Source organism: Paenibacillus woosongensis (assembly GCF_009725165.1).
Taxonomy (GTDB): Bacteria; Bacillota; Bacilli; order Paenibacillales; family Paenibacillaceae; genus Fontibacillus; species Fontibacillus woosongensis.
The window spans coordinates 532,535-545,752 of the sequence record NZ_WNZW01000002.1 but is presented as its reverse complement, the minus strand read 5'-3'; the positions used below and the strand labels follow the sequence as shown (position 1 = coordinate 545,752).

Genomic DNA, 13,218 nt, shown 5'->3' with positions numbered 1-13,218 from the left:
TACGAAACCTCCTTTAATGTGCTGCCTTCAGTTTCCTATCCCGACTAATGCGTTCCCGACACGTCGACGACCTTTTGGACGACGTTCTTCTTTACCGTGGAGCTTTTAATTCTCTCCTGCAGCAGCTCATAGAAATGCTCGTGATCAAAGCGGTCAAGCTCTGCCCAGTCATCCGTCCAGGTTGAATAATGGATCGCATTCGAAATGAGCAGGCCGTGAATGCCATCCTCCCCTGGTGCCAGCAGCTTTTCACCCTGTAGAATCGCCTTTGCGAAGTTTTTAAATATGCCGATGTGCTGTTCACCACCGTCCCCCGAGACGGGAATTTCGCAGCGCCAGCATTCCGGCTTCCGGAACGGGTCTACGTTCAGCCGATTGTGCTCCCGTTCCGAAATGCGGTTCCGGTCAAACGTGATGCGATTGTTCTCGACGACGATTTTGCCCATATCTCCGGAAATCTCCAGCCGATTTGTGCCTGGCGCCTCGCCCGTTGACGTGATATAGACGCCTGTTGCACCGTTTGAATATTCCAGATAAGCGGTCACATCATCCTCCACCTCGATGTCGTAATATTTGCCGAAGCTGCAGAAGGAGCGGATTCTGCGGGGCATGCCGAGCATCCATTGGAGCAAATCCAGGTTATGCGGGTTTTGGTTGATCAGCGTGCCGCCGCCCTCGCCTTCCCAAGTGGAGCGCCAGGAGCCGGAATCATGATAGGCCTGTGGACGGTACCAGTCCGTAATGATCCAGACGACTCGCTTAAGCTCGCCCAATTCGCCGCTTTGCACGAGTTCTCTGACTCTCTGGTACACGGGATTTGTCCGCTGATTATACATGATGCCAAAAACTTTGTCCGACTGCTTCGCGGCCGCGTTCATCTCCAGCACCTGCTTCGTGTATACGCCGGCTGGCTTCTCGATGAGCACATGCAGGCCGCAGGCGAAGGCTTCAATCGCAAGCGAAGGATGATCATAATGAGGGACGGCGATTAAGACGGCATCGATCAGACCGCTTTCGTACATTTCTGTTGCATGTTCGAAGACGGCCACTCCCGGCAGATTCTCCTGCGCCCATGTCCTGCGCTCTGAGCTAGTGTCACATACTGCGCCAAGCGTCATGCCCGGTACCTTATGCTCCTGATGAATCCGCAAGCTGTGGGACATGCCCATATTGCCGATGCCGATGATGCCGAGGCGTACATTTTCCATGAGGATATCCTCCTTTAAATATTGTTCAGAATCGATATTAAGGATGAATGCGCTAATCTGAAGGTGTGAAGCCCGCCAGCTTCAAGCGTATCGGCCAGCGGAGCTTGCTCCAGCTCGGCCAAGCCTTGAAAACTGCCCAGATGCGGCTCCAGCGACAGGAAGCCATCATACCCGCGAGCCTTTAAGCTTCTCAGCACCTCCTTGATCCGCCCGTCGCCCATTCCTGCCGGAACATTGCTGCCGTCTTCTAGAGCATCTTTAATATGCACATACCGGATATAGGGCTCCAGAAGCTCGAAGGCTGCCGGGTATACCTCGCAGCCGCATTGCACAAAGTTGGCTGGATCGAAGGCGCTGGCGAAATGCGGCGACCGGTAGGCCTCCATCAGATCAAGGCAGCGCTCGGGACTGTCACCGAAGATGTCCTTTTCATTCTCATGGAGGATCGTTAATCCGCTGCCCTCTGCGGCCTCCAGAATAGCGCCGACTCGCTCGATGACTTCGTTCCGGTATAGGGGAGGATCGCCTCCCTCCGGCATATAGAAGCTGAAAATGCGCACAAATGGACTATTCAATGTGTTAGCGGTTTCAAAAACTCTTTTGGCCATATCTAGATGAGACCCAAAGTCGTCCGAAATACTGATCTTGCCGATCGGTGAACCGATGGAGGAAACCTTGATCCCGTAATGGGCAAGCCTATGTTTGACCTCTGCAATTTCTTCGTGTGACAGGATGGAGATGTTCTTTCCGTTCACGCCTCTTACCTCGATAAAATCGATGCCGAGTGCTTGTAATCCCTTCAATTGCGTCTCAAAATCCGCATCAATTTCATCAGCAAAGCCTGAAATCATAAAATTGGCCATTCTGATATCACCTCTTCTTGGAGATTTCTACTTCAATTTATCATTAATATTTTCTAAGTTCTTCCCGATAATTGTTTGAAACTATGCGAATCTTGCTATATGTTTAGGGTGAGGTGATTTCGATGGAAGCAGGTCGGCAACGGAAATTTCATTATGCGGCTGTGGACAGCTCTTTTTTTTATCACCATGCTAGAGATGAGCAGCCCAATCCGCTGGATTATAAGCTCCATTATGAGAAGGGCTACGAAATATTTATGTTTATCAACGGAGCAGGCAGCTTTACGATTGAGGGCAGCAAATACGACTTGGAGCCATACTCGATTCTGATGATGAATTCGAATGAGCTTCATGTCGTGAATATTGCTGAAAATCTGCCGTATGAGCGGATCGTTTTAAGCATGGATGCCAATTTCCTGCCCCCCTTTATGGCTGGCGGTATCGATTTCTTCCGTACGATCAAATTCCGTAAGCTGGGGGAGGATAATCAGTTAAGTGCAGAGATTGTTAGAGCAAGCGGGCTGCTTGAATTGTTCGGTAAGCTGCGGCAGGCATTGGAGCAGAGGAGCACCGAGCATGAGATGGTCGCGAAATGCATCATTGTGCAGATTTTATCGGCAATCAATGATTTGGCTAAAGCGGATTTGCCAAGCAGCAGCAAGCTGGGGGATGACAAGGTCAGGGCTGTGTTGGAATATATTAATGCGAATTTGGAGGAGCAGCTTACGCTGGATGCGCTGTCGGAGAGATTTTTCGTCACGAAATATCATTTATGCCGTATTTTCAAGGAAACGACCGGATTTACGATTAAACAATATATCACTTATAAAAGAATCCATTTGGCGGATCAACTCATGATGCAGGGCTTTACGCCCACTCAGGCCTGCTTCATGTCTGGATTTAACGGCTATTCGAGCTTCTTCAAGGCCTACCGCAAGCTGACCGGAGGGACGCCGAGAAGCGGAAAGCCGCAATGATATACAGGTCAAGCTAAAGAAACTGCACATTGGTCTTAAAAAACTGCATTCCGGCTGTGAACCATCATGCTAAAGTGGATTTAATGAGGTTCGGGCGTATCCCATTCCTGAAATTGTACGTTGAAATAGCATTGTAATTATCGTTATTTATGGCACGCCGGAAGAACTCGTTGTTATATAATTAAAGTGTGTTTTAGCAACCTCATAGCCCGCGCAGAAGGAGGAAGATGGCAATGAACATAAGGGTGTTGTTGGCTGATGATGAGCCGGTCATTTTGCGGGGATTGAAGAAGCTGATTTCATGGGAAGAGCTTGGACTGATGATCGTTGGGGAGGCCAATGACGGAAACGAGCTGAGACAGCTCATTCAGACATGTAACCCAGATTTAATCATTAGCGATATTAGTATGCCCGGCTGCAGCGGGATCGATATCATTCGGGAAATCCACGAAAAGAATCTGCAGGTCAAAGTCGTGTTTATTAGCGCTTATCAAGAGTTTGCCTATGCCAAGCAGGCGATTCAATACGGGGCGCTCGAATATTTGGTCAAGCCGGTGATTAAGTCTCACTTGGAAGATGTCGTTATGAGAGCAGTAGCATTAATTCGTGAGGAGACGGAGGGCGAGCGGGCAAAGGAAATGCTTGATCATTATGAACGGAAGAATCGCACCGTAACGATCGAGGAGCTGCTCGATAGCTTGACAGATGGAAATCGGAAAGCCGCCGCCGAGCTGATTCATTTGGGCGCTATCGCCGTCAGCAAGTACACAACGGTATGTCTACTGGAGACGGATGCGGATCTGAGCGGGGCTTCGCACTGGGAGGAACGGGAGCGCAAGCTGGTTCATTTTGCACTGAACAATATTATTAAGGAAACGATAGAAACTGCTGGAAATGCGCTTATGTTTCATAAAGAAGGGAAATTTGGCATTTTGGTTCAGCATGAAACGCCGAGGGAGCCGGTTCAGCTTGCGGAGGATTTGCATGAGAAGATCAATAGCTATTTGAAGCTGAAGGTATCTATCGGCATCGGCAGCGCGGTCTCCGACACCGAAGAAGCAGAGTATTCGTACCGCACCGCATTGAAAGCGCTTAGAAGAAAGTATTTCGTCGGCTTGAATCAGGTCATTGAAAATAATAGATGGGATTTCGAATCTCCTGAATCTCCTGGATCTCTTGGCCATACCTTAATCGAACTGCAAGCGTCGTTGGTCAAGGCTTTGACCTCGCAGCAGAGAGAGCAGATTTGCGTACTAACGCAACAATTACTCAGCTTAATCAAGCAGCAGGCCGATGGAAGCAAGAACGTGGCGGTTTCAAATGTTTATAACATGATTCTGGTGCTGGAACAGGAGATGTCCCATATCGGGGTTTTAATAGATCAAAGTCATCAGGAGTCCTCGTCGCTGCTTGATCGGCTATCCGCCCACTGCACGTATGAGGGCCTGGAGAGGGAAGTCGAAGCCCTCGTGCAGCAGATTTATGAGCAAATCACCCATAAACTGACGAATAAGGAAGCCGTCCAGCTAGGAGAGATTAAAGCTTATATCGAGGAGCATTACAAGGAGAACATTACACTGGACTCTATGGCCTCGATGATTTATATGAACCCTTACTATTTCAGCAGCTTCTTCAAGAAGCATACGGGGCAGAATTTCAAGCAGTATTTGACGGAGGTGCGCATGAAGCATGCAGTTCGCCTGCTGCTTGAGACCGATATGATGATTTACGAAATCTCCGATTGTGTAGGTTATAACAATGCCAGACATTTCAGCGACATGTTCAAGAAAATGTACGGCAAGCTGCCGCAGGAGTACAAGCAATCCGCAAAAGTCGAATAGGAGAACTGCATATGCGTTTATGGGGCCGCAAGTTTACTAGCATTTTCGTTAAATTTTCAGCGTCCTTTATTTTAGTCGGGCTTATCCCGCTGTTTGCCCTGAGCTTGTTTTCGGTGAATACATTTACCGGATATGTAGAGCGCTATACGACCGGCAATTTGCAGCAGATGGTATTGTATATGAGCTACAATCTGAATTCGGCATTTAACCAATACAACGAGGTATCCAAGCTGATGTACACCGGAAGGTATGAGGGGTATGTCGAGAGTTCGAGTCAAAACCAGACTTACAATGTCAATGAATTGGAGCAAATCAACAGCATCCCGGTCGATTCATTCTTGAAGACGGTGTTGTATAGCGATACTTATATTAGCAGTGTTTATTTTGTCCGCGAGAGCGACGGGAAGCTCTATTACCAAGAGAAGGAGAACAAGGGACTGGCTGCGGAGCTGCTTCCATATGAAGAGTGGCGCCAGCAAATGAGCGGTAATCCTTCCAAATTGGCGATATTTCCTACGCATTCTGACGACTACTTTCCGACCTCTGACCGGAAGGTATTTACGATCGGCCGCAATTTAATCGATATTTCCGGGCGTGTTACGGCAGAACCCAAAGTCGTAGGCACTTTATTCATTGATGTAGACACGGTTATTTTCGATCAGTTCTTGAAGGAACTGAATCTAGGGGAGAAGGACGAATTGTATTTGCTGGATGGAGAAGGCAAAGTATATTTCAGCAATAATGAGTCCTCTTCTGCGGATGGAGAGCGGCTAGTGTCCGGGTCGGATCAAGGGATGATGGTCATGTCGGAGCCGATCCCGTTTCTTGACGGCAGCTTGACGGCCCGTATTCATCGCGAGTCGCTGTTTGAGCAGCTATTTTCTGTGCGCATGACGATCTTTATCGCTATCGCTCTGTGCTCCATAGCCCTCATTATTATGGGAACCTGGTTCTCCAGGCGGCTGTCGGCTCCGATTCTTACTCTGATGAGGCAAATGAGCAAGGTCGAGTCCGGAAACCTGAATACTCAGGTCGAAATTCAGAGCAATGACGAGTTTGGCAGACTCAGCTATAGCTTTAATCGAATGGTCGAGCGCCTGAAGGCGTATATCGATGAGGCTTATGTCGCCCAGATCAAGCAGAAGCAGACCGAGCTGAATGCGCTGAAGAGCCAGATTCGTCCGCATTACCTGTATAACACGCTTGAGGTCATCCGAATGAATGCCGTGGACAAGGATCAGGATGAGGTGGCGGATATGATCCTCTCTCTCTCCAATCAATTGAAATACGTGATCGATTACGGCGAAGAGAAGGTTAGCCTTCATAGCGAACTGGAGCATTTGAAAGATTATTTCTACATTATTTCGGTTCGTTACGACAAGCGCTTCGAGCTTCATTGCAGCATAGAGCCGGAGGTGGATTTGAACTGGCAAATCTTGAAGCTGTCCCTTCAGCCTCTTGTGGAGAATGCCATTCAGCATGGGCTTAAGCAAAAAGGCAAAGGCACGGTAGGGCTGACCGTGGAGAAGAATGGCGACACGCTTATCGTCACTGTGTATGACGACGGAATTGGGATGGAGCAGGATAAGTTGGACAGTATCCATATGGCGCAAAACGATCCTGAAGCACCGGGGAAAAACGTCGGGCTCAAAAATGTGCATGAACGGATCAAATCGGTATTCGGCGAGCAATACGGCCTGACGATTAACAGCAGGGAGCATGTAGGAACATCCGTGCTTCTTACTTTTCCGATTACCGAGGAAACAGTCTAGCGTCTTTGGCGAATGAGAGGATAACCCTCTCGTTCGCTTTTGTTTTCTCTTCTTAAAATTGAGCATATGGCGCTTAAAAAAGTTCATTCTAATCCAAAAATGGGGATGCTATGCTGTTATCAAGGGAAACGCTTACAGATGATGCGCACATCCGTCACCCGTTTCCGTCTAGAGGCAAAAGGGAGGTTATCTCAAACTATGTTTAGAAAAACATTGCTGAAACTATCCGTACTATTATTGGTGGCGACAACGATGCTGACCGCTTGCGGCGGCAACAATGCAGGCGGCAATCCCGCTAACACGCCAGGGAATGGCGCAGCAGAGGATGCGAAGAAAGAGGTTGCATTTACGATAGGTTATGCTTCCGGCGACCCGGCGACAAAAAAAGCGATTGCCGATACCGTCAAGAAGTTTATGGAAGTGAATCCTCATATCAAAATAAAAGATTTGAGCGAAACAACGTCATCGGCTTACCTGGATTGGCTGAAGACTAAAGATGCCGTCGGCGAATTCCCGGATCTTGTAGAAATGCGGGACACGGAGGTGTTCGCGGATGCGGGAAAAATTGTAGAACTGCCGGCAAATTTGCTTGATCTGTTCGAGGCACCGCCTGAAGTGGATGGCAAGGTGTGGAATGCTCCGATGCAGGTCAATGCGCCGCAAGGAATCATTTACAGCAAGAAAGCTTATGCCGATGCCGGCGTGACTGAATTGCCAAAAACCTATGACGAGTTTATCGAAATCCAGGAAAAGCTGAAAGCGACCGGAATTTCTCCGATCGTCGTAGGTGGCAAAGATATTTTCCATATGGGCTTCTGGGTCAATAAGTTCCTCATCGATGCAGTGTACGCCGAAGACCCAGATTGGAACTCCAAGCGTACGGCGCAGCAGGCCAGCTTTACTGAGGACAAAGTGGTTCAAGCTATGACGGACTTTAAAGATCTGTTCCAAAAGTACGTCGACAAAGGCTGGTTGAGCACGGGAGATAACCAGACAGCTTCGATCCTCGTTAGCGGCAAAGCGGCGCAGCTGTACTCGGGAACCTGGATGTTCACGCAAATTGCAGAAGCGGATCCTAATTTTGAATTCGGGTTCTATGCTGTTCCTGACCGCGAAGGCAAAATCAATGTGATTGGGCTGCCATCTCCTGCCGGCTGGTCCATTTCGACGGAAGCATCCAAGGATGCGGATAAGGTTGAAGCGATTAAGGAATTCATCCGATTCTTCTTTGAGCCGGAGAATTACTCGAACTATTTGGCAAGCATTAACGCGATTCCCTCAACTAAAGCAGAAGTCACTTATGAGACCAGCGAGCAAATGCAGGTTGCGCTCGATCTGATTGCTGATCCGACTGTAAATAAATCTTTGGCGATCAACAATTGGTGGGGCGACAATTTAATACCTCCGCAATTCCGCAATTGGTACTATAAGCTGCTCCAGGAGCTTGTTGTGAAGGACGGAGACGTTGCGGACTACATGAAGCAAGCAGATACGGAATATGACAATCAAGTGAAAGCGAACGCCATGTAAAAGCAAGCATGCTGAGGAGCGGAACCTCTTCGGGGGTTCCCTCTCTTTTCATACGAGCGATTGAGGGAGGGAGAGGAACTATGGCTACACCTACCATTAAAAAAAAGAAAATGTGGCAGCCTTACGCATTGTATTTCATCCTGCCATCATTTATATTGTACACCCTCTTCGTGATTGTTCCGACGCTAGGAAGTGTATATTACAGCTTCACCTCTTGGGATGGCATCAGCTCTGATGTTCGATTCATCGGATTAGCCAACTTCGTAGAAATTTGGAACAGTCCCAGGGTTCATAATGCCTTGAAAAATACGATGGTATTAACGATCAGTCTCGTTATTCTTGAAAATATCGTCGCCATTCTCTTGGCGGTTCTCGTCGATAAAGTACGTTGGCTGAGCAAAATTTTCAGAAGTATATTTTATTTTCCGACCTTGCTGAGCGGCATCGTCATGGGGTTCGTCTGGGCCATGATGCTCAACTACAACTTCGGTGTCGTGAATCAATTGTTGGACAAACTCGGATTGGGCGCATTCGCCGTAGATTGGCTGGGCGATCCCAAATATGCCATGCTGGCCGTCATTTTGTCTACCGTTTGGAAGGGCGCAGGCTATTATATGATTATTTATCTCGCAGGGCTGCAGGGCATCCCGCAAGAGCTCAATGAAGCGGCAAGCATCGATGGAGCCAACGGCTGGCAGCAATTCCGTCATATCACCTTCCCGCTCCTGGCCGGATCGGTTACGGTATGTATGGTTCTAGCTATGATTAGCGCCCTGAAAATATTCGACCAAATCGCAGTCATGACTGACGGCGGTCCTGGTTTTGAGACCGAAACATTGACGTATCTTATCTATAAAGTAGGCTTCGGCGAATTGCGGCAAGGATTCGGCACCGCACTGGCGCTGGTACTGTTCTTCATCATATTGATCATTACCGTGTTCCAGGTGAAAGTCCTCCAGAAGAGGGAGGTTGAAATGTAAGATGACACTGAAAACACGAAAAACACTCATAAATCTTAGCATATTCCTGATCACGCTGGTGATCGCCGTCATTTTCTTCTTTCCGATCTTCTTTAATATTATGTCGGCCTTTAAGAGCAACGCCGAAATTATGCGCGACGCGATCTCCTTTCCGCAGTCGTTATACTTGGACAGCTTTAAATATTTGCTGACGGAAACGAACTATCCTTTAGCGATCGTAAACAGCTTGATTCTGACCGTCGTTTCCATCCTGTTCCAGGTGATCATTATCCCTATGGCAGGCTACGCGATCCAGCGCAGAAATACGAGATGGACTAGATTTATGTTCGTCTACTTCCTGGCTGGGATGATGATTCCGTTCCAGGCTTATATGATCCCTTTGTTCAAGGAACTGAAAATGCTCGGCCTGTACGGCAGCTTGGCAGGCCCCATCATGATATACATCGCCGGGGCGGTCGGCTTCGGCAGCCTCTTGTACTCCAGCTTCGTCAAAGGCATTCCGCTCGAAATCGAAGAAGCGGCTGAAATCGATGGCTGCTCCAAAGTAAGGACGTTCTGGATGATTGTATTCCCGCTTCTGGGGCCCGTTACGGCGAGCATGATTGTGCTGAACGGACTCGGAATATGGAATGACTTCCTCATGCCGATGCTGGTGCTTCCGTCCGGCCAGCCGAAGACGATGGTTGTGGAAATCTATCGTTATATCGGTGAATTCTCCTCCCGTTGGGATATGATTTTTGCGGGGACGACGATGTCGGTTGTGCCGGTGCTCCTTGCGTTTATTTTTCTGCAAAAGTATTTCGTCAAAGGCATTGCCGCAGGGGCAACAAAAGGATAGGGGCGGGAATCATAGAATCATCGTTTATATACAGCCGGGGGATTTCTTCTCCGGCTGTATTTCTTAAGTATGTAAATAATTATAAATTATTGGGGGATACAAATGAATAAAACCATCATATATTCAGCTCCAGAGGGAGCCGTTGGTTCGAAGGATTATCGCGTTCGTGTGCGGGCTAAGGATGGAGATTGGCAGGAGCTGTTTCTTTATGAGGTAAAAGTGGACATGCATCACGTTCGCCAGGCATCGATGGCTTATTTTGATCGCGAAGGCATCGTTGAAGTCGAGATTGAATGTTTGTTTGCCAAAATCAATTCCGTGGTCATTCGTCCGCTCTCTACGCAAATAAGGGCAGGCCATGAGGGCGGGATCCTCCGTTTTGTGATCGATCGGCCCGTGAAATTATCGGTGGAAATCAATGGCGAGCGGTTCCGCAACCTGCATCTGTTTGCTGGAGAACCGGAACAGGACGCTCCCCAGCCGGACGATCCCGGCGTAGTCGTATTAGAGCGGCCGGGAAAAACGGCCATTCATCGTGCCGCGGATATTTTGAGATTGCTTAAGACGCCGCTAGACAGCTCGGGGCAGGAGCCGGATACCCTATATTTTGCTCCAGGGCTGCATTATATCGAAGAGACGATACTACGGATTCCGTCCGGGAAAACGGTCTATATTGCAGGCGGTGCTATCGTTGTGGGCTCGCTGGTTTGCGAACATGTACAGGATGTAACTATTAAAGGAAGAGGCGTTCTGTATTTATCCGAGTATCATAGATACTCTGCCTTCCGCGGCATCCGCATCGGGTTCTCGCACAATATCGAGGTTGAGGGATTAATTCTCATAGACCCTCCTCACTACAGTATTTATATCGGGAAGTCGAGCCAGATCCGGATCCGAAATTTTAAATCATTCAGCACAAGAGGCTGGTCGGATGGCATCGACATGATGGCCAGTTCGGATATTGAGATCGATGATGTGTTCCTTCGTACCTCGGATGATTGTATTGCCATCTACGGAACCCGCTGGGATTATCGTGGAGGCACAAGCCGCGTAAAGGTCCGCAATTCAGTATTATGGGCTGATGTCGCGCACCCGTTAATGATTGGCACACATGGCGATTACAATAAGGACGGGGATACGATCGAAGATATCGTGTTCGAAAATTTGGATATTCTTGAACACCACGAGCCTCAAGAGAACTATTGGGGAGCGATGGCGATCAATGCGGGCGATAAGAATACTGTCCGCAATGTTCGATATGATGATATTCGCGTGGAGCCTTTTGAATTGGGACAATTGATGGATATTCGCGTGGTGCATAATCCCGATTATAACCCTGAGCCTGGCACACGCATTGAGAATATTACATTTCGCAATGTCAGCTATACAGGGGATAACGTCAAGCCGAACCGGATTTACGGATTCGATCAAGACAGAGTTGTCGATGGAGTCACATTCATTCGATTACAAATCAACGGGCGGACGATACTTCAGGCGGAAGAGGGGCATTTTCATATCAATGAGCATGCCCGCAACATTAAGTTTTTGGCTGAACAATGAGATGGAAAAAAAGAGACATAAAGACTTGGATAAACGTCTTTATGTCTCTTTTTTTAGTAAAGCCTGTTGGGCCGAAATGAATTATCTGGCCATCCAGCCTCCGTCTACGCAGAGAATATGGCCGTTCAAATAGTCGGATGCCGAGGAGGCGAGGAATACCGCCGAACCTTTAAGGTCTTCCGGCGTTCCCCAGCGTCCGGCAGGAATCCGGTCCGTAATCGAAGCGTAGCGGTTCTCATCCGCGCGAATTTGCGCGGTATTATCCGTAACCATATAACCCGGAGCGATGCCGTTAACCTGCACGCCGCCGCTTGCCCATTCATTGGCAAAGGCTTTGGTCAGGCCGGCAACGGCATGCTTGCTGGCTGTATACCCTGGAACGTTGATGCCGCCTTGATAGGAGAGCATCGAGCAGATGTTGATGATTTTGCCGCTGCCTCTCTCGAGCATATGGCGCCCTGCAAGCTGGGACAACAGGAATACCGTACTGAGGTTCAGGTCAAGGACATCGGACCAATCCTTAGCGCTATGGTCTTTGGCCGGTGTACGGCGTATAATACCGGCGTTGTTCACCAGGATATCGATCTGGCCCGTCAGCTTGAGCGCCTCGTTAAAGGTTGCTTCCAATTTGCTGTGATCGCTTAAATCGACTTGAACAACGGTCGCTTTTTTTCCAAGGCCTTTAATTTGATACACGGTCTCTTCACTGCGGCCAAGGGATACACAGACGACATCCGCTCCAGCTTCGGCAAGCCCGATGGCGATACCCTGTCCCAATCCGCCGGTAGTACCTGTTACCAGAGCGGTTTTGCCTGTTAAATCGAACAATTTCATGGGTTGGACTCTCCTTCATAAATGATTAGAAGTTCTTATTGTTTCCGCACTCGATCGATACTCCCGCGCTGCTATACTGGCGGGCAACCTCGGCCGGCAGTCCGCTGTCGGTAATGATGCAGGTCAGCTCATTGATGGAGGCGAACGTCCGCAGCGCGGTTTGCCCGAATTTATGATGGTTAATGACGGCGATGACTTCGCGGGCGGTTTCGATTAAAGCCCGTTTGAAGCCGATCAGATCTCCGGTATAAATCGATAACCCATGTTCCGGGTGAATGCCTGTCGCCGAAATAAAAGCTTTTTGAATGTTCAACTGCTGAATATACGAAGTCGCTTCCGGCCCGGCCAGCATGTTGCGAACCCGGTAGCCGCCGGGGACGACGAGACGTATATTGTCCTTCGCGGCCAGTTCGCTGATGATATAGACATCATTCGTAATGACGGTTAACGGCTCATTGCTAAGACGGCGGGCAATCTCCAGTGTCGTGCTCCCCCCGTCCAGCGCAATGATGTCGTTAGGCTTGATGTGCTGCAACGCTCTAAGGGCAATATCGGCCTTCTCATCCGCATGCTTCGCGAGCGGTTCCTTGGAAGGGAGGATGCCGAATTGATCGCTTTGCGCCAGAATGGCGCCGCCATGAACGCGAACGATCAAACCCTGCTCCTCGAGCCGGGTCAAATCCTCGCGAATCGTCTTGCCAGTTACCCCCAGCTTGTCGCTTAACTCCGCAACCGTCACCTCTTTGTTCGTCAGCAGAACTTCCATGATTCTCTCATGCCGTCTAATCGGACTCATACTATCTCAACTCTTCCGTAAA

Annotated in this window: 11 protein-coding genes; 7 read left to right on the top strand and 4 right to left on the bottom strand. The window is 48.9% G+C overall.

The features are described from left to right. Positions 1 to 44: 44 nt before the first annotated feature. Both GNP95_RS08995 and GNP95_RS08990 read right to left on the bottom strand, forming a co-directional pair. Positions 45 to 1,208: a Gfo/Idh/MocA family protein gene (locus tag GNP95_RS08995; protein ID WP_155610491.1), complete on the bottom strand. Its 1,164-nt coding sequence runs from the start codon at positions 1,206 to 1,208 to the stop codon at positions 45 to 47. 14 nt (positions 1,209 to 1,222) lie between these two features. After that, positions 1,223 to 2,071: a sugar phosphate isomerase/epimerase family protein gene (locus tag GNP95_RS08990; protein ID WP_155610490.1), complete on the bottom strand. Its 849-nt coding sequence runs from the start codon at positions 2,069 to 2,071 to the stop codon at positions 1,223 to 1,225. Positions 2,072 to 2,193: 122 nt separating this feature from the next. Here GNP95_RS08990 and GNP95_RS08985 point away from each other — a divergent pair, with 122 nt between their 5' ends. From GNP95_RS08985 to GNP95_RS08955, 7 genes are all read left to right on the top strand, one after another. Next, on the top strand, positions 2,194 to 3,045 hold the full coding sequence (locus GNP95_RS08985; RefSeq protein WP_155610489.1) for an AraC family transcriptional regulator: 852 nt from the start codon (positions 2,194 to 2,196) through the stop codon (positions 3,043 to 3,045). Positions 3,046 to 3,278: 233 nt separating this feature from the next. Further along, entirely contained in the window at positions 3,279 to 4,886 is a 1,608-nt protein-coding gene (locus GNP95_RS08980; RefSeq protein ID WP_155610488.1) for a response regulator, read from the top strand. Positions 4,887 to 4,897: 11 nt separating this feature from the next. Then, a complete protein-coding gene (locus tag GNP95_RS08975) occupies positions 4,898 to 6,658 on the top strand; it encodes a cache domain-containing sensor histidine kinase (protein WP_155610487.1) in 1,761 nt (586 codons plus the stop codon). Between the two features lie 198 nt (positions 6,659 to 6,856). Beyond that, a complete protein-coding gene (locus tag GNP95_RS08970; protein WP_155610486.1) occupies positions 6,857 to 8,188 on the top strand; it encodes an ABC transporter substrate-binding protein in 1,332 nt (443 codons plus the stop codon). Positions 8,189 to 8,268: 80 nt separating this feature from the next. Further along, positions 8,269 to 9,168, top strand: a complete 900-nt coding sequence (locus GNP95_RS08965; protein ID WP_155610485.1) for a carbohydrate ABC transporter permease — start codon at positions 8,269 to 8,271, stop codon at positions 9,166 to 9,168. 1 nt (position 9,169) lies between these two features. Then, on the top strand, positions 9,170 to 10,006 hold the full coding sequence (locus GNP95_RS08960; protein ID WP_196427114.1) for a carbohydrate ABC transporter permease: 837 nt from the start codon (positions 9,170 to 9,172) through the stop codon (positions 10,004 to 10,006). Between the two features lie 102 nt (positions 10,007 to 10,108). After that, positions 10,109 to 11,566, top strand: coding sequence for a glycosyl hydrolase family 28 protein (locus GNP95_RS08955; RefSeq protein WP_155610484.1), 1,458 nt, complete (start codon positions 10,109 to 10,111; stop codon positions 11,564 to 11,566). Between the two features lie 81 nt (positions 11,567 to 11,647). Here the strand turns inward: GNP95_RS08955 and kduD are convergent, their stop codons facing one another. Further along, positions 11,648 to 12,400: a 2-dehydro-3-deoxy-D-gluconate 5-dehydrogenase KduD gene (gene kduD, locus GNP95_RS08950; RefSeq protein WP_155610483.1), complete on the bottom strand. Its 753-nt coding sequence runs from the start codon at positions 12,398 to 12,400 to the stop codon at positions 11,648 to 11,650. 25 nt (positions 12,401 to 12,425) lie between these two features. Further along, on the bottom strand, positions 12,426 to 13,196 hold the full coding sequence (locus tag GNP95_RS08945) for a DeoR/GlpR family DNA-binding transcription regulator (RefSeq protein ID WP_155610482.1): 771 nt from the start codon (positions 13,194 to 13,196) through the stop codon (positions 12,426 to 12,428). Between the last annotated feature and the right edge of the window lie 22 nt (positions 13,197 to 13,218).

Coding starts and splice junctions, on each gene's coding strand:
- GNP95_RS08995 (WP_155610491.1), bottom strand. CDS start 1,208: ATGGAAAATGTACGCCTCGGCATCATCGGCATCGGCAATATGGGCATG.
- GNP95_RS08990 (WP_155610490.1), bottom strand. CDS start 2,071: ATGGCCAATTTTATGATTTCAGGCTTTGCTGATGAAATTGATGCGGAT.
- GNP95_RS08985 (WP_155610489.1), top strand. CDS start 2,194: ATGGAAGCAGGTCGGCAACGGAAATTTCATTATGCGGCTGTGGACAGC.
- GNP95_RS08980 (WP_155610488.1), top strand. CDS start 3,279: ATGAACATAAGGGTGTTGTTGGCTGATGATGAGCCGGTCATTTTGCGG.
- GNP95_RS08975 (WP_155610487.1), top strand. CDS start 4,898: ATGCGTTTATGGGGCCGCAAGTTTACTAGCATTTTCGTTAAATTTTCA.
- GNP95_RS08970 (WP_155610486.1), top strand. CDS start 6,857: ATGTTTAGAAAAACATTGCTGAAACTATCCGTACTATTATTGGTGGCG.
- GNP95_RS08965 (WP_155610485.1), top strand. CDS start 8,269: ATGGCTACACCTACCATTAAAAAAAAGAAAATGTGGCAGCCTTACGCA.
- GNP95_RS08960 (WP_196427114.1), top strand. CDS start 9,170: ATGACACTGAAAACACGAAAAACACTCATAAATCTTAGCATATTCCTG.
- GNP95_RS08955 (WP_155610484.1), top strand. CDS start 10,109: ATGAATAAAACCATCATATATTCAGCTCCAGAGGGAGCCGTTGGTTCG.
- kduD (WP_155610483.1), bottom strand. CDS start 12,400: ATGAAATTGTTCGATTTAACAGGCAAAACCGCTCTGGTAACAGGTACT.
- GNP95_RS08945 (WP_155610482.1), bottom strand. CDS start 13,196: ATGAGTCCGATTAGACGGCATGAGAGAATCATGGAAGTTCTGCTGACG.